The 15,873-nt window shown below is 44.4% G+C and carries 15 protein-coding genes; 6 read left to right on the top strand and 9 right to left on the bottom strand.

Features of this window, described 5'->3' with window-relative positions:
* Positions 1 to 76 precede the first annotated feature (76 nt).
* From CDG60_RS04055 to CDG60_RS04045, 3 genes are all read left to right on the top strand, one after another.
* Positions 77 to 715: a peroxiredoxin gene (locus tag CDG60_RS04055; protein WP_087513193.1), complete on the top strand. Its 639-nt coding sequence runs from the start codon at positions 77 to 79 to the stop codon at positions 713 to 715.
* Positions 716 to 850: 135 nt separating this feature from the next.
* Complete coding sequence (locus tag CDG60_RS04050; protein WP_087513192.1) at positions 851 to 1,666, top strand: MBL fold metallo-hydrolase; 816 nt, start codon at positions 851 to 853, stop codon at positions 1,664 to 1,666.
* Complete coding sequence (locus tag CDG60_RS04045; RefSeq protein WP_087513191.1) at positions 1,663 to 2,238, top strand: dual specificity protein phosphatase family protein; 576 nt, start codon at positions 1,663 to 1,665, stop codon at positions 2,236 to 2,238. The genes CDG60_RS04050 and CDG60_RS04045 overlap by 4 nt, the downstream gene beginning before the upstream one ends.
* Before the next feature lie 21 nt (positions 2,239 to 2,259).
* On the opposite strand, the gene CDG60_RS04040 is transcribed toward CDG60_RS04045, so the two are convergent.
* The 5 genes from CDG60_RS04040 to CDG60_RS04020 form a co-directional block, all read right to left on the bottom strand.
* A complete protein-coding gene (locus tag CDG60_RS04040; RefSeq protein ID WP_227542922.1) occupies positions 2,260 to 3,282 on the bottom strand; it encodes an SPOR domain-containing protein in 1,023 nt (340 codons plus the stop codon).
* The gene (gene folC / locus CDG60_RS04035; protein ID WP_087513189.1) at positions 3,273 to 4,559 is read right to left on the bottom strand and encodes a bifunctional tetrahydrofolate synthase/dihydrofolate synthase; all 1,287 of its coding nucleotides are present in this window, start codon (positions 4,557 to 4,559) and stop codon (positions 3,273 to 3,275) included. The genes CDG60_RS04040 and folC overlap by 10 nt, the downstream gene beginning before the upstream one ends.
* Positions 4,556 to 5,452: an acetyl-CoA carboxylase, carboxyltransferase subunit beta gene (accD, locus tag CDG60_RS04030; protein ID WP_087513188.1), complete on the bottom strand. Its 897-nt coding sequence runs from the start codon at positions 5,450 to 5,452 to the stop codon at positions 4,556 to 4,558. Before accD ends, folC begins: the two co-directional genes overlap by 4 nt.
* Positions 5,449 to 6,252 carry a tryptophan synthase subunit alpha gene (gene trpA / locus CDG60_RS04025; protein WP_087513187.1) on the bottom strand — a complete coding sequence of 268 codons (804 nt, stop codon included), beginning with the start codon at positions 6,250 to 6,252 and terminating at the stop codon, positions 5,449 to 5,451. Before trpA ends, accD begins: the two co-directional genes overlap by 4 nt.
* 370 nt (positions 6,253 to 6,622) lie before the next feature.
* Positions 6,623 to 7,657, bottom strand: coding sequence for an AraC family transcriptional regulator (locus CDG60_RS04020; RefSeq protein WP_087513186.1), 1,035 nt, complete (start codon positions 7,655 to 7,657; stop codon positions 6,623 to 6,625).
* 177 nt (positions 7,658 to 7,834) lie between these two features.
* Here CDG60_RS04020 and CDG60_RS04015 point away from each other — a divergent pair, with 177 nt between their 5' ends.
* From CDG60_RS04015 to CDG60_RS04005, 3 genes are all read left to right on the top strand, one after another.
* Complete coding sequence (locus tag CDG60_RS04015; protein ID WP_087513185.1) at positions 7,835 to 8,710, top strand: metal-dependent hydrolase; 876 nt, start codon at positions 7,835 to 7,837, stop codon at positions 8,708 to 8,710.
* A gap of 46 nt (positions 8,711 to 8,756) precedes the next feature.
* A complete protein-coding gene (locus CDG60_RS04010; RefSeq protein ID WP_087513184.1) occupies positions 8,757 to 9,632 on the top strand; it encodes a metal-dependent hydrolase in 876 nt (291 codons plus the stop codon).
* A gap of 325 nt (positions 9,633 to 9,957) precedes the next feature.
* Positions 9,958 to 11,805 carry a DUF3413 domain-containing protein gene (locus CDG60_RS04005; RefSeq protein ID WP_087513183.1) on the top strand — a complete coding sequence of 616 codons (1,848 nt, stop codon included), beginning with the start codon at positions 9,958 to 9,960 and terminating at the stop codon, positions 11,803 to 11,805.
* Positions 11,806 to 11,873: 68 nt separating this feature from the next.
* On the opposite strand, the gene CDG60_RS04000 is transcribed toward CDG60_RS04005, so the two are convergent.
* The 4 genes from CDG60_RS04000 to CDG60_RS03985 form a co-directional block, all read right to left on the bottom strand.
* Positions 11,874 to 12,866: a DUF2804 domain-containing protein gene (locus CDG60_RS04000; RefSeq protein ID WP_087513182.1), complete on the bottom strand. Its 993-nt coding sequence runs from the start codon at positions 12,864 to 12,866 to the stop codon at positions 11,874 to 11,876.
* Between the two features lie 232 nt (positions 12,867 to 13,098).
* Positions 13,099 to 13,608, bottom strand: a complete 510-nt coding sequence (locus CDG60_RS03995) for a DUF1543 domain-containing protein (RefSeq protein ID WP_087513181.1) — start codon at positions 13,606 to 13,608, stop codon at positions 13,099 to 13,101.
* Between the two features lie 348 nt (positions 13,609 to 13,956).
* On the bottom strand, positions 13,957 to 15,198 hold the full coding sequence (gene trpB, locus CDG60_RS03990) for a tryptophan synthase subunit beta (protein ID WP_087513180.1): 1,242 nt from the start codon (positions 15,196 to 15,198) through the stop codon (positions 13,957 to 13,959).
* A complete protein-coding gene (locus CDG60_RS03985; protein WP_087513179.1) occupies positions 15,182 to 15,832 on the bottom strand; it encodes a phosphoribosylanthranilate isomerase in 651 nt (216 codons plus the stop codon). Before CDG60_RS03985 ends, trpB begins: the two co-directional genes overlap by 17 nt.
* Positions 15,833 to 15,873: the final 41 nt, after the last annotated feature.

Genomic DNA, 15,873 nt, shown 5'->3' with positions numbered 1-15,873 from the left:
ACCCTATTTTTATTTGCAAAAGAATTCAGCAATAGTGGTCATATAGAACATCGTTTTTAAATAATGAGGCAAAAATATGAGTTTACGTCTGGGCGATACGGCTCCTGATTTTGAACAGGAATCTAGTGAAGGTTTAATTAAATTTTATGACTTTTTAGGGGACAGCTGGGGCGTACTGTTTTCACATCCCGCAGATTACACACCCGTCTGTACAACTGAACTTGGCTATACCGCCAAACTGAAAGATGAGTTTGCCAAACGCGGAGTTAAAGCAATTGCTCTTTCTGTGGATGATGTCGAATCCCATAAAGGCTGGATCAGTGACATCAATGAAACGCAGAACACGACAGTCAACTTTCCTATCCTGGCTGACAAAGACCGTAAGGTTTCCACTCTGTATGATTTTATTCATCCCAATGCCAGCGAAACTGTCACTGTCCGCTCACTGGTGATTATTGATCCAAATAAAAAAGTTCGTCTGATTATTACTTACCCTGCTTCCACAGGACGTAATTTTCACGAAATACTTCGCGTGATTGATTCTTTGCAATTGACTGACAACTATAAAGTGGCGACTCCTGCCAACTGGCAACAGGGTGAAGATGTGGTTATTGTGCCATCCATCAAAGATGAATCTGAACTCAAAGAACGCTTCCCAAAAGGCTATACGGCGGTTAAACCTTATCTTCGCCTGACCCCTCAACCCGATAAATAAGTCATACATCCACAATACATCAACCTGTCTCCGGACAGGTTTTTCGTTTCTGTCTATACAGCTTTCATTTTCATACTTTGTATTCTGCTCTTATCTCAGCTATAAAGAGAACAGATTTCATGCAGAATAATCACGATGATCTATAAAATACATCATTTACACTGTGGCACCATGTGCCCTGTTTGCGGTCCATTATTTGGACAGAATGGCTTTAAAGCACACCTGGTCTGCCATTGCCTGCTGGTCGAAACAGACAGAGGACTGGTACTGATTGATACAGGGCTTGGTGTACAGGACTATCTGCATACACGGGCAAGACTGGGACGGATTATTGAAAAAACCGGTGGGATTCAGCACAACCTGGATTTAACTGCTATTGCTCAGATTCAGCGGCTTGGATTCAGCCCCAGAGATGTAAAACATATCATGGTGTCTCATCTGGATTTTGATCATGCCGGTGGAATTTCTGACTTTCCTGAAGCCACCGTTCATATTCTTTCTACAGAATTCAACGCTGCACAACGTGCAGCAACACTTAAAGACAAAGCCCGTTATAAATCAGCACAGTTTAAAAATCATCGCTACTGGAACTTTATTGAACCAGCTCAGGGTGACAGCTGGTTCAATTTAAACTGTGTACAGGGGTTTAACCTGTTTCATGATGAAATCCTGATGATCCCACTGCATGGACATACTGAAGGGCACTGTGGCATTGCCATTAAACAGAACAATGGATGGCTGTTCTTTTGTGGTGACGCCTATTACTCACATCGTCAACTGAATCCAGACATTAAACTGAAAGCCTTAAACAGAACTGAAATGCTTTTCGCCGTAGACAATAAACTCCGCCTGGAAAACCTGCATAAAATTCAGCAGCTCGCTCAGTCTGAAAAAAATATTGAACTGATCTGTGCACATGACCCCGTAGAACTGGAGCGTTACAGTTCATGAAAATCCATCTGACTCTGACCATCAGCACTCTGATTCTGACAGGCTGTATCACCACACCCGCACTGAATGCTGAGCACCGCCCTGCTGAATGGGGAAAAACCCTTCATCAGGCCCATAACTTCCATCAGATCAGCGACACGGTCTATCGAAGTGAACAGCCTGACTCTGCGCTGTCTACGCTGATGAAGTCGCAGGGAATTGATATTGTGATTAACCTTCGCTCCAGAAATAAAGACCTTGAAGTATTATCAGGACAAGGTTTTGAACTGAAACATATTCCAATCCACACCTGGGCAATTTCAAAAGAAGATATGCTGGAGGTCATGCAGACCATTCAACAGGCAAAAGCCAGAAATCAGCAGGTACTGCTGCACTGTTATCACGGCTCTGACCGTACTGGTGCCAGTGTTGCCATGTACCGGATTATTTTTGAAGGATGGTCCACCGAAGAAGCAGTCAGGGAAATGAAACAGGGGGGCTATGGTTTTCATCCAGTGTGGCAGAACATTGACCGTTTATTCCGCCCTGAAAATATAAAATGGATTCAACAGCAACTGTCGAATCCATCCTGATATGCACTGAGCAGAAAGCGATTAACGCTTATCGAGCGGAACCCAGTCAATCACCCAGGCTGATTTCATATTCAGACTTGGGTCAGTTGTAATTTTCTTACGGGCGGCATCTGCAGCTTCACGATTTTTGGAAGGTCCGACCATAATCCGAACCCCTTTGGAGGTTGGGCTCTTGGTGACTTTATACCCTTTCGCACGAAGCTTGGATGCAAGCGCATCAGCATTTGCTTCATTTGCAGCCAGAGCCACCTGAACCATCCACTGTTTATCGCCATTTTCAAGCAGATCACGGGCTTTTTCAGCTTCAGCTTTTTTCTTTGCTTCCTCTTTACGATCAGCTTCAGCCTTTTTAGCAGCCTCAGCTTTACGTTCAGCTTCCGCTTTTTTCTTGGCTTCTTCCTTGCGTTCAGCTTCGACCTTCTTCGCTGCTTCAGCCTTACGCTCATCTTCTGCTTTTTTCTGAGCTTCGGCTTTACGTTCTGCTTCCGCTTTTTTCTGGGCATCAGCTTTACGCTGTGCTTCTACATCTTTTTTGTCAGCTTCAGACTTTTGCTGTGCCTTCAGCTGATCCTGCTTTTTTTGAGCAGCCAGCTTTTCTTCAGCCAGTCGTTTCTGCTTTGCTTTTTCGTCTTCAATCAGCTCAGGCGGAATATTGTCTGAACTCTGCTGTGCTCCAGTACGGTGAGCATTCAATGCAGCGTATTCTTCAGCAGCCTTACGGGCAGCCTCAGCTTCTGCTTTCTGCTGTGCAGCCAAGAACTCAGCCGCACGGGCTTCCTGCTCAGCAACCGCTTTTTCACGGGCACGGCGCTGCTCATCCAGCAGACGTTTTTCTGTTTCCACATCCACAGTCAGTGGCTGTAACTGAACCATCTCACCTTCAGCATTTTTATTTTTTTGCTGAGCCAGTTCTGCTGACTCTGGTGTTTTGATTTTATTCTGATGTATTTCTTCTTTGCCTTTAAGAAGCAATGCTGCCAATAAAACTCCACCACCTAATAAAACAGCACCACCCATCCAGCGCTGTTTGTTATTCATTGACATTCTTCCAGATACTCCCAAACTGCTTCCAGGGTATGAAATGAACCACATACCAGAATCAGCTGATTATTTTTTAATTCGTTCAAAGCTGATTCAAAAGCTGACTGCACACTATTGAAATGCTGCACGTTCTGTCCCTGCAAAGCCGTATCCAGCTGTGCAATATCTGCTGCGCGCGGCACAGTTAACGATGCAATTTTCCACATTAAAACAGTATCTTTCAATAACTGCACGACAGAATTGATATCTTTGTCTGACAGCATTGAGAAAACACTGATTACTTCTGTGTACTGTTTATTGTATTTCAGGAAATTTCGCAATTGCTTTAACAAAAAATCAACGCCATGCGGGTTATGTCCCGCATCAAAAATGACTGTTTTGCCCTGAATCTGGCGGATTTCAAAGCGTCCCTGTAATTTAGCCTGCACAATCCCCTGCTCAACAGCCTGCTGGGAAATCTCAAGCCCGCTCACCAATGCAGCTGCTACTGCTGTAGAAATGTTTTCAACAGCCAGTGAACCCAAAGGCAGTTTCAGGGTTGTGCCCGAAGATGCAAATAACCAGGACTGACCATCTTCAGCATACTGATAAAAATAATCACGGTTCAGAACGTGCAGTTTTGCCTGACACTCCTGAGCCTTTTGTGCAATGGCTTCCGGCAGCTGTTGTAGGCCTCCGAAAATCACCGGTATATCAGGTCTGATAATTCCTGCTTTTTCATAAGCAATTTTTTCTATGGTGTCGCCAAGCCAGTCGGTATGATCCAGTCCAATGTTCGTAATAACCGCAACATCGGGATCTACGACATTGACCACATCGAGTCGTCCACCTAAACCCACTTCCAGCACCCAGACCGGACACTGCTCCTGTCTGAAAATAACAAAAGCAGCCAGTGTCGTCGCTTCAAAAAATGAAAGTGTCAGACCGCAGTCTCTGCGTGCCTGATCCACTTCAACAAAAGCATTCACTAAGGTCTGGTCATCCACCTCAGTTCCAGCAAGCTTGACCCGTTCGTTGAACCTGTAAATATGCGGAGACTGATACAACCCAACTTTGTAGCCCTGAGCATTCAGGATTGCAGCAAGTGTGGTTGAGGTTGAACCTTTACCGTTTGTACCTGCAACGGTCAGCACTGTGGCATCTGGTCGGGTCACGCCCAGCTTTTCAGCAACGGGAATCACCCTTTCCAGCCCTAAATCAATGCCTGTAACGTGAACATGGCTCCAGTAATCGAGCCATGTATTTAACGGGTCTGTTGCAAGTGGAGCACTTTTGTTCAAGATAAATTCATCAATTTCGCCACAATACGATATACAGTATCACGTAATGCATGACGATGAACAATCTGGTCGATTACACCATGATCAAGCAGGTATTCTGCACGCTGGAACGGTTCTTCCAGTTTTTCACGTACTGTCTGCTCAATTACACGTTTACCTGCAAAACCAATCATGGCTTTCGGTTCAGCAATATGCACATCACCCAGCATCGCCAGGGAAGCTGTCACACCACCGTATACAGGATGAGTCAGAACCACGATATATGGCAGACCTGCATCCTTCATTTTCTGAATAGCAGCGGAAGTACGAGCCATCTGCATCAGCGACAGCATACCTTCCTGCATACGCGCACCACCAGAAGCTGCAAAGCAGATCATTGGCTGTTTCTGTTCAATAGCACGTTCAGCTGCCTGAACAAAGCGGTCACCGACAACAGTACCCATTGAACCACCCATGAAATCAAATTCAAATGCAGTTGCAATCATTGGGATCCCTTTTAGCGTTCCCTGCATCACCACAAGTGCTTCGGTTTCACCCGTTTTCTTTTGCGCTTCAGACATACGGTCTGGATAAGTTTTGCTATCTACAAATTTAAGAGGGTCACCTGCTTTAAACTCCAACCCCATTTCGCCCTGAACCTGGTCGAAAAACCAGTTCAGACGGTCGCGGGCTTTCATACGCAGATGTTCATCACACTGTGGGCAGACATAAGCATTGAAAGACATTGCTGTACGGGTCACCAAAGCATGACATTCAGGGCATTCAATTGTTGGCTCAGTAAATGTTGCCTTTAAAGCCTGCTGCTCGTCTGGTACATGAATACCTGGCACACTGCGTTCAGTCCATGGCGTCGATGGGCTAAGAACTTTCCCTGATTTCACTTCTTGATTCATACTAACTCATCGAGCGCTGCTCGAAGCTCCTTGACTTTATTAACCGTTTCAACAACAGCTTGTTCTGGTGCATGGGCTGCAAACTGCTTAACAAAGGCACTGCCAACGATCACTGCATCTGCCACACCACCCATCGCTTTTGCAGAGGCAGCATCACTGATACCAAAGCCAACACCGACAGGAATATCTGTGAAAGATTTAATTTTCTGAATCCGGGCAGCAGCTTCTGAAACATCCAGTGTTGCAGCACCCGTCACTCCCTTCAGAGAAACGTAGTAAATAAAGCCACTTGCCTGATTCACAACATGCTTGATCCGCTCATCAGTGGAAGTTGGTGCAAGCAGGAAAATCTGATCCATTCCATATTTTTTCAGAACTGCATCAAACTCTTTTGCTTCTTCTGGAGGTAAATCCACCAGCAGGACACCATCTACTCCACACTCATTTGCGTATGCAGTGAATTTTTCATAACCAATCACTTCAACAGGATTCAGATAACCCATCAGTACCACAGGAGTTTCTGTATCCTTTTTACGGAATTCACGAACCATATTCAGTGCATCCAGCGTACTGGTTCCACCTGCCAGAGCGCGCTCTGCTGCAAGTGCAATCACAGGGCCATCTGCCATAGGATCGGAAAACGGTAAACCCAGCTCAACGACATCCACGCCAGCATCCACCATCTGATGCAGCAGAGCAACGGTTACTTCTGGATGTGGGTCACCCGCCATCACATAGGAAACTAAAGCCTTACGCTGTTGAGATTTAAGCTGTCCAAATCGAGTGGCTAAACGTGACATAGAGATGTGCTTTCCTTGAATGATTAATACTGAGAAGTTAATGTTATAGAAACACAGGAGGAAGCATTGTAACGCTATTTTTTACCCATTGAACAGAGTTCAGAAGCGCCACCCTGTATTTCATGTGCAGACCCATTATTTTCAGAACAATCCAAAGACTCCATTTACCGATATTCAGCATTTTTTCTCAATGATCAAAGATACCTAATTTCATCAGAGCTACAGATCTGTATTTCAGAAAAAACCACTGCAAATAAATAAATTATAATTTTAAAACAGCACTTTATACCTTAACCCACAAATACATGCATTATTGCAAAAGCTGATTTGATTCAGGCTGAAAGTCTACGGCTCATACCATCAGCAGATATCAGCTTTGTCTGAACTGCTGTTTCCGTTGCAGTAGAGTCTGTCCTGCATAGGCTTTATATGCCCGTGCCAGAGCAGACTGATCTGAATAGCCCAGCCGCATGGCAATATCTGTCAGACTGGCATCGTCACCGAGCAACTGCTCACAGCGTTTCATGCGTTCAGTTTCAACAATTTTCTTAAAGGTGGTATCAAAATCATTCAGCTGCCGCTGTAAAGTCCGGGTGGAAATATGCAGCTCCTTTGCAATGTCTTCAATACGGGGAGCCTGTTCTTTCAGTTTTAAATATTCAGCAACAATCAGCTGCAGTTTCTGTACCAGGGTTTCATAGCGGGGTTTTGATGCCAATGCTTCTTCTGCCTGTCTGACCAGAAGTTGCATCAGAGAGGGGTCTGCCTGCTGAATCTTCAGATTCAACCCTTCCAGCCCCAGTACAAAACGATATTCAGGCTGATTAAACAGGACTTCACATGCATAAAACTTCTGATAGTGATAAATGGCTTTCTGAGGTGCATGGGCAAAATGAACACTCTGCAATGGAAACTGATCCGCAGGAACTATTTTGCGGGCGAGATGCATCATCAGAGCATTGGTAAATTCATTGATTAAAATATAACGCTCATGGTGAAAGGGCCAGATCAGGTGTACATCTGAGCCCTGCTGAACCATTTTCATCGGAAGAATTTCATCACCATCAATCACCAGCCGGCTGAAACGTAAAATATTCTGCAACGCTTCTGCCACAGTGGTACTTCGTGAAGCCATATATCCCAGCACACCAAAATGTTCTGGACGGACATATTCTGCAATTTCAAAAACCAGCTGAGGGCAGTCCAGAGCCTGTCGGGTCTTTTCCATGAGCTGATGAAAAAACAGATAGGATGACTGTGTGTCTATAGGCAGAGATAAAATTTCAAGCAACCGTGCTTTTTCGTCAGGATGCAGAAAATCGAGTGTCGCAATTTCCATGCCCCGTTCAGACATAAACATCTGCCAGAGATGAAAATAACCATTCGGAATCTGTAATTCCTGCATTCTGCTACTCGTCCTGTCTTCTTTTCATTCTATAAACTGATGCTGTAGAACACATCTTTCTGACATTATGAATTTTCATTCTGTCGTAAAATGTATAAAAAATGGCAACAACTGTCAAAACAAAATTATGCAACACCGACATACTGAAATCATGAAAGGCTATGCAAGTAAAATAAAATGAATGCTTTAGTCAAATACCAGGTTGACCCTGTTGTTCGGACAAAACTGGATTTTAAACTGGATGAAGTACCACGCTTCTGGTTTGGTGGTGATCCGTTCCGCACCCGTATGTTTGATGCTTTAAGTCTGACTTTCCCAGATGGCGAACGCTATTTTATAGAATCTGTCCGTCTGTTCCGTGACAAAATCAAAGATCCTCACCTACAGCAGCGTGTGGCTGATTTTATCCGTCAGGAAGCACAGCATGGTCTGGCACATGACAAAATGAATCAGGTCATGAAGGACCAGGGGATGCCTGTAGATCAGTTCATCCAGTTCCTGCACAAAATCTTTAAATTTGAACTGACGAAACGCTCACCTCAGTACAACATTGCCATGACTGCCGCGGCTGAACATCTGACCGCACTGATGGCAGAAACCTTTTACAGTAAAAAAGAAACACTGGCCGAAGCTCACCCTTATGTCCGCGCCTTGCTGGCATGGCATTCCATTGAGGAAATGGAGCATCGTGATGTAGCCTTTGATGTCATGAAGCAGGTCGGTGAAGTTCCCGAAAACACCCGTAAGTTTGCTCTGGCATTTACCACCGTCATGATGTTCAACTTCACCATGTACCGTGCCAGTGTCATGCTGAAAGCGGATGGTTTCAGCCGTATGGAACGCTTAAAAATGGTTGCAAAAGGCTTGCCCTGGTTTGTTGGTAAGCAAGGGATTTTTTCAAAAATGCGTTCCCAGTATATGGACTGGTTCAAAGCCGATTTTCATCCGGGTCAGCATCCGGTCATTCACCAGTATCAGGTCTGGGTTGATACACTGGCAGCCACAGGTGATCCGATTGCAGCGGGTGAAGCCTTCTGGCAGGCTGGTCATTAACCCCTGAAGCGATAAATAAAAATAATCAGATTGTGAGTATATAAACATGAATGCTTATGTTCAGCACCAGGTTGATCCGGTCGTCCGCAGCAACCTTGATTTTAAACTCAGTGAAGTCCCCCGTTTCTGGTTTGGTGGCGACCCTTTCCGTACCCGCCTGTTTGATGCCCTGAGCCTGACGTTCCCTGTTGGTGAACGTTATTTTATTCAGAGCGTCCGGCTGTTTCGCGATCAGATTACCGATGCAGATCTGAAACAGCGGGTTGCTGATTTTATTAAACAGGAAGCACAGCACGGCATTGCTCATGACAGAATGAACGATGAAATGAAACGTCAGGGCATGCCTGTGGATGCTTTTGTAGACTTTCTGGGTGAACGTTTTGAATACCTGCTCAGCAAGCGCTCACCGCAATATAACCTTGCCATTACTGCTGCATCTGAACATCTGACCGCACTGATGGCTGAAACCTTTTACAGTAAAAAAGAAACTTTGCAGGATGTACATCCTTATGTCCGCGCACTGTTTGCCTGGCATGCCATTGAAGAAATGGAGCATCGTGATGTTGCCTTTGATGTCATGAAACAGGTCGGTAATGTTCCAGAAATGACCCGTAAAGCAGCCCTTGCCATTACCACCTGTCTGATGTTCGGCTACACTTTTTACCGTGCCGATGTCATGCTCAAATACGATGGTTTTTCACGTCTGCAACGCCTGAACATGGCACGCAAAGGTTTACCGTGGTTCTTTGGACGAAACGGGAAACTCAGTGCAATGAGCAGTCAGTTTGCCGACTGGTTTAAAAAAGATTTTCACCCAAACCAGCATCCTGTCATTCGTCAGTATCAGGTCTGGGTCGATACACTTGCAGAAACGGATGACCCAATTGCAGCAGGTGAAGCATTCTGGAACGCAGGGCTTTAGGAGCCTGTACACTCCAGCAAAGACTTTAAATACAGCATCGACCATGATGCTGTATTTTTATGCATCTGTTTTAGCCCTATCAGCACCCATGCACTCATTTATTGATGCCCGCTCAAACCTGCAATGCTTTCTTTCATCGGAATTTATGACAGATCAAGAATAAAACCAGTGCACCATTTCCAGCAGCATTTCAGAGCTGTTCAGGAATTAAGCAATATTTTTTTTAAAACGATTGATATATCATAGCCATCATTTTGCAGACAGCGACGAACATTCCCAACCTGTTGGTCTCACTGTATTTCAATCATTCCGATGAAGCGCTTTTATGTCTTTCAAATCTTCTTTTAAGTCCAGGCTGCATGTACTTGGCTACATGATCATGATCAATGCTGTCATTGCCATGCTCATTGCCTGCCGCTATTTCGTATTTTTGCCTGAGTTCCCAACCGATACTGCCGGCTTAACATTTCTGATCACAGGCACATTCTCCCATATGGTCATGTTAAGTGCCCTCGGTGGTCTGCTCCTGATACCTGTGCTGCTGTTACCTCAGCTGCCACGCCGCCTGATTATGGCTGTGGTCGCAACCCTGGGACTGATGGCGCTGTTTATTGATACCGTGGTTTATGCACAATACCGCTTTCATATCAATGCAGTGATGCTGGATCTGGTGATGTCGAGCCAGATTGTCAGTTTCCCGCTGTCTTCATGGCTTATGGTCATAGGTGGCTTTCTTGCTGTCTGCGCTGCACAGTACTTTCTGATCTGCTGGCTTGAAAAAGGGATTCCTCTGGCAAAATGGAAAATCGGTAAAAAGTTTGCCTGGTTAAGCGTTCTGACCCTGTTGCTGTCCAATGCAATTCATATCTGGGCAGCAGCGCATGTTTATCAGCCTGTGACTGTGACCAAGCGTTATTTACCTGTGTTTTACCCAATGACATCCAATAAAACCATGAAAAAATACGGATGGATTGATGAGGCTGCAATAGAAAGACAGAAAGCGATGTCACTTGAGCGCAAAAGTGATGTGCACTATCCACTGAATCCGATTCAGGCGAATGCTCCGGAAAAACCGGTCAACATTATGCTGATTGTGGTCGACTCATGGCGTGCAGACACTTTTAATGCCGATAACAGCCCAAACATGTGGAAATATGCACAGTCTGGAAAAGTATTTTCTCAGCATTACTCTACAGGAAATGCGACCCGTACAGGAATCTTCGGACTTTTTTATGCCATTCCTGGAACGTACTGGCATGGTATTCTGGTGAACCGTCAGAGCCCTGTGCTGATTGACCGTTTACAGGCAATGAATTATCAGCTCGGTATTTTTGCTGCAGCAAAACTGACCAACCCTGAGTTTGACCAGACAGTCTTTTCAAAAGTTCCCAACCTTCGAATCGGCTCCAAAGGTGATTCACCCTCAGGTCTTGATGGAGAGATTACCCGTGACTGGTTACAGTGGTATGACAAACGGGATAAAAGCAAACCGGCTTTCTCATTCCTGTTCTACGATGCACCGCATGGCTACGACTTTCCGGCCGATTATCCTCACCGCTATGAACCAATGCTCAAAGAAGTCAATTACCTGAAACTGAGCAATAAGACTGACCGTTCCTTAATGATGAACCGTTATAAAACCAGTGTTCATTATGTAGACAGCCTAGTCAAACAGGTATTGGATAAACTGGAAGCAACTGGCGATGCAGACAATACAGTCGTGATCATTACAGGCGATCATGGTCAGGAAGTGAATGACAATATGGAAAACTTCTGGGGACATAACGGCAACTACACCGATCCACAGATTAAAGTGCCTTTTGCCATGATTGGTCCAAAAGTTTCTGCTGAAACCACCTTATGGCCGGGCAATATGCTGACCAGTCACCAGGACGTTGTGCCGACCCTGATGAAAAACTACCTGGGCGTGCAGAATGATGTTAAAGACTACTCTGTTGGCGAGGATTTACTCGGTAAACCTGTACACAGAGACTGGATTCTTGCATCCAATTACAGCAGCTATGGAGTAATCACCAAAGATAATATTCTGGAAGTTGGTGCTGTGGGTCAGTATGATCTATTGGATAAACACAATAAACCGATCAAAGGACAGCAGCCTAATTTTGAATACTTACAGGGTGCACTGGAACAGATCAGCCGTTTCAGTAAATAAGTTTAAACCCTAAAAAAAGCAGGCTTGATTGCCTGCTTTTTTATTGCTGAAAGATCACGGATACAGCATTACCATTTGGCATAATGCTGTTCCAGCAGTCCATATTCATTTAACATAACAATTTCACGATCATCTGTCTGTACTGTTCCTGAAATCACCGACTGCCACTGACTGAACTGGCTGCCGACCAGTCGGAGATTCAGATTTTCATACCGTCGCCAGCCTGTTTTCACGCTCAGATTCAGTTTTCCGTCTCTGGAACGGACACTCCAGCAGTCTTCACTTTCCTGCTGAAACAGCACATCATCCACAGCAAAAAGTACACCATTGACCCACAGACAGTTTTCATTGCCATAACTTTCATTGACCCCTGAAGCCAGATTTAAACCTATCCTGTTATTTTCTGCATCCCAGAAATTACAGGACAGCCAGAACCAGGCCGTTTCAGGACGCAGAAAACCACAGGTATCATCCAGTGCTGCAAATGTCCGGTCACTGAACTGAATCAGCTCTCCCTGTTTATTTACAAATGAACCCTCACAAGTCAGTGTGGTCAGCTTCTGGGTATAGGTCCATCCATTAATTCCTGTTGGACTGCACATACTGAGCGGATCAGTTCCTGCACAGAACATACGGGCACTCAGCTTAATTTCACCATGTTTCGTGACCCGAATATAACGCACACCGTTGGCATGCTGCATTTCGACCTGAAACGGCGAATGGGTAAAAAAACTCTGATTAAATAAAGGCTGCTCATCCAGCAGGGTATTCCGTGCCAGGATATTGATTGCATTCCATTCCTGAACTTCTTTGGTCTGATGGTTATAAATATAGAAAAAACCATGCCCAGCCCAGGCAATGTCTACAATTGCGACACCGATACTGTAATGTTCATGCTGAATACTGCAGAATTTAAATTTTTTATATTTCAGTCTTTTCCGCCAGCCTGCCAGCTTTTCACCATAAGGCGTTTTATAAATATATTTGTGATAATCAATTGTTTTTGGAAGATCGCTGAACCGACCATAATGAGGTTGCCCATTTGGTTGAATTAAATCCATTTACCCGTTTCCATCCTTGAGCAATTTATAATCCCTGTAACTTATTATGCCTATAAATAGGCACATGGAAAGTATAAAAACATGCATTTCATCCAAAAAAGCATAAAAAATGAGACTATTCCCCTTTCTTTTAATACCTATAATTTTTATTTATAAATTAATTTATTTTTCAATAATATCAACAGAATAAAAAATCACATCTTCTGTTCGCATATCTGCCACAGAATTGCTTTTAAATTCTCAGATAGGTGTTTTCCCATATTTTTTCCTGAAACCCACCTTCAACCAGTTGCACATAACGTCCATGCACATGATCAACAGCAATGCAGTCATCCACATCCAATACTCTGTCTGTGTGCTGTTTCTGCCATTGTTCAGAAAAATACTGTTTTCCTTTTATTTTTGCTTCAGCTGAATCCTGAGCGACCACCAGCACATAGCGATGCAGCTCTCCAAATTCATTAGCATCATAGCCCCCAAGATTAATCAGAAACAGTTTTGCATCAGTTTGCTTGGGCTGTGCATCAGTAAAATGTATTTGATAGTTTTTATTTTCAAACTCCAGCCCATCTATTTTTGCCCATGCATCGATATGCAGTCCGTTTTGTTCACCAAACCATGCATTTTTCAGTTGTGGTGTGATCTCATCCAGAGAATCACCAACCGCAAGCACCACATCATGTACTTCTGTATTAGCTCGGGCATAGCGACCACCGAGCATGACTATGAATAAATTAGACATTTTTAGCTCTATTCATTAAAAAAAACCTCTGTAAAAAAGTAATGCTGATCAGTTAAGCAAAATTATTGGGGAAATTCCTAAAATCCCCCCTAACCCTGAGCCATATATGGCGCAAGGAAAAAGAGGGGAACTTCTTGTAACTAAAATGATTTTTAGTAATTTTGCGTAGCTGAGCTACTCATCCCTCCTTTGAAAAGGGTGAGAAACATGTTCCGCAAGGGGGAGGATTCAAAAATTCTTAACTGACTGGCATTACTTTAAAAAAGAGGATTTAAGTTCATAAAAAGAAAAGCCTTTCAACTTCCGTAACCAAACCCTCTCCCCAAGGAGAGGGCTCAGTCAAGGCTCTTACATCTCAACCATTTCTACGCCATCAATACGGGCAACCGTCATCAAATCTTTATCACCACGACCTGAAACAGTCGCAATGATGATCTGATCTTTATCCATGGTCGGTGCAAGTTTAGTCACATAAGCCATCGCATGTGAACTTTCAAGCGCAGGAATAATCCCTTCGATATGGGTTAAATCACGGAAACCTTGTAGTGCTTCAGTATCATTGATTGGCACATAGTTCACACGGTGCATATCTTTTAAGAAACTGTGTTCAGGTCCCACACCAGGATAGTCCAGTCCTGCTGAAATACTGTGAGTTTCAATGATCTGCCCCTGGTCATCGGACATCAGGTAAGTACGGTTACCATGCAATACACCGACATGACCTGCATTGAGTGGTGCAGAATGTTTACCTGTTTCAATCCCCAGACCAGCGGCTTCCACACCGTACATTTTCACATCCTGGTCATTTAAGAACGGATAGAACAAGCCCATTGCATTTGAACCACCACCTACACATGCAACCAGTGCATCAGGTAAACGACCTGCCTGTTCCTGAATCTGTTTACGTGCTTCACGACCAATGATGGACTGGAAATCACGTACCAGTTGCGGATAAGGATGAGGCCCTGCAACTGTACCGATCACATAGTAAGTTGAGTCAACATTAGTCACCCAATCACGCATCGCCTCGTTCATGGCATCTTTCAGTGTTTTTGAACCGCTTTCCACCGGCACAACGGTTGCACCCAGTAAACGCATGCGATACACATTCATTGCCTGACGTTTCACGTCTTCAGCGCCCATGAATACCACACATTCAAGACCTAAACGTGCTGCAATCGTAGCGGTTGCAACACCGTGCTGACCTGCACCTGTTTCTGCAATAATACGTTTTTTACCTGAAAGCTTTGCAAGTAAAGCCTGTCCGATGGTGTTGTTGACCTTGTGAGAACCTGTATGGTTTAAGTCTTCACGTTTTAAGTAAATCTGCGCACCACCCAGCTCTTTTGACCATCGTTCAGCATAATAAAGCGGACTCGGACGTCCGACATAATAAGCGAGATCGCGGTCGAATTCTGCCAGGAACTGGGCATCATCTTTCATTCGGAAATAAAGCTTTTCCAAATCCTCCAAAGCTGCCATTAAAGTTTCTGACACAAAACGTCCGCCATGGATACCGAAATGCCCGTTTTGATCTGGGAACTGGGTATAGTCAATCACACTGTTCTGTTGATTACTTTGCTGATCCACGTTGGACTCCTTGCATAAATTTTTCAATGAGTTGCTGGTCTTTAATACCTTTTGCGGATTCTACGCCACCGCTGACATCAACCGCATAGGGCTGAGTCATTTTTATTGCATCTTCAATATTTTCAGGTTTTAAACCACCTGCCAGTATTAAAGGAATATCCAGTTTCGGGAACTGCGACCAGTCAAAGCTGTGCCCTGTTCCACCTTTCAGTTCAGGATGCCATGCATCCAGAAGCATAGCACTTGCACCTGCCTGCTGGTATTGCTGAATTGTCGAAATAATTTCTGTATCTGTTGCATCAGGCTTCACCTGAATCGCTTTATACCAGCGGCGTTTATTATACTGTGCTATCTGCTGGCATTGTTCCGCAGTTTCATCGCCATGAAACTGAATAACATCCAGAGGAACCTGTTCCAGCACCTGAGCAATATCTTCCTGAGTGGCATTTACAAACAAACCCACAATACTGACATAAGGGGGAATCAGCCTGGCCAGTTGCTGTGCCAGCTCTGCATGGACATAGCGTGGGCTCGGTTCAAAAAATACCAGGCCAATCGCATCTACACCTGCATTGACAGCAGCCTGGATATCCTGTGGTCGGGTAATTCCGCAAATTTTGGCACGGGTTCGCATGTTCTGGACTCAAATGTATTCTTTGTTTTCAACACTGATTT

It is taken from the genome of Acinetobacter chinensis (genome assembly GCF_002165375.2).
Taxonomy (GTDB): Bacteria; Pseudomonadota; Gammaproteobacteria; order Pseudomonadales; family Moraxellaceae; genus Acinetobacter; species Acinetobacter chinensis.
Note: the sequence above shows the minus strand (reverse complement) of the source record. Positions and strands in the feature narration are given on the sequence as shown.

Bases quoted from the DNA above. Each gene is read 5' to 3' on its own strand.
- CDG60_RS04055 (WP_087513193.1), top strand. From the start codon at position 77: ATGAGTTTACGTCTGGGCGATACGGCTCCTGATTTTGAACAGGAATCT.
- CDG60_RS04050 (WP_087513192.1), top strand. From the start codon at position 851: ATGATCTATAAAATACATCATTTACACTGTGGCACCATGTGCCCTGTT.
- CDG60_RS04045 (WP_087513191.1), top strand. From the start codon at position 1,663: ATGAAAATCCATCTGACTCTGACCATCAGCACTCTGATTCTGACAGGC.
- CDG60_RS04040 (WP_227542922.1), bottom strand. From the start codon at position 3,282: ATGTCAATGAATAACAAACAGCGCTGGATGGGTGGTGCTGTTTTATTA.
- accD (WP_087513188.1), bottom strand. From the start codon at position 5,452: ATGAATCAAGAAGTGAAATCAGGGAAAGTTCTTAGCCCATCGACGCCA.
- trpA (WP_087513187.1), bottom strand. From the start codon at position 6,252: ATGTCACGTTTAGCCACTCGATTTGGACAGCTTAAATCTCAACAGCGT.
- CDG60_RS04020 (WP_087513186.1), bottom strand. From the start codon at position 7,657: ATGCAGGAATTACAGATTCCGAATGGTTATTTTCATCTCTGGCAGATG.
- CDG60_RS04015 (WP_087513185.1), top strand. From the start codon at position 7,835: ATGAATGCTTTAGTCAAATACCAGGTTGACCCTGTTGTTCGGACAAAA.
- CDG60_RS04010 (WP_087513184.1), top strand. From the start codon at position 8,757: ATGAATGCTTATGTTCAGCACCAGGTTGATCCGGTCGTCCGCAGCAAC.
- CDG60_RS04005 (WP_087513183.1), top strand. From the start codon at position 9,958: ATGTCTTTCAAATCTTCTTTTAAGTCCAGGCTGCATGTACTTGGCTAC.
- CDG60_RS04000 (WP_087513182.1), bottom strand. From the start codon at position 12,866: ATGGATTTAATTCAACCAAATGGGCAACCTCATTATGGTCGGTTCAGC.
- CDG60_RS03995 (WP_087513181.1), bottom strand. From the start codon at position 13,608: ATGTCTAATTTATTCATAGTCATGCTCGGTGGTCGCTATGCCCGAGCT.
- CDG60_RS03985 (WP_087513179.1), bottom strand. From the start codon at position 15,832: ATGCGAACCCGTGCCAAAATTTGCGGAATTACCCGACCACAGGATATC.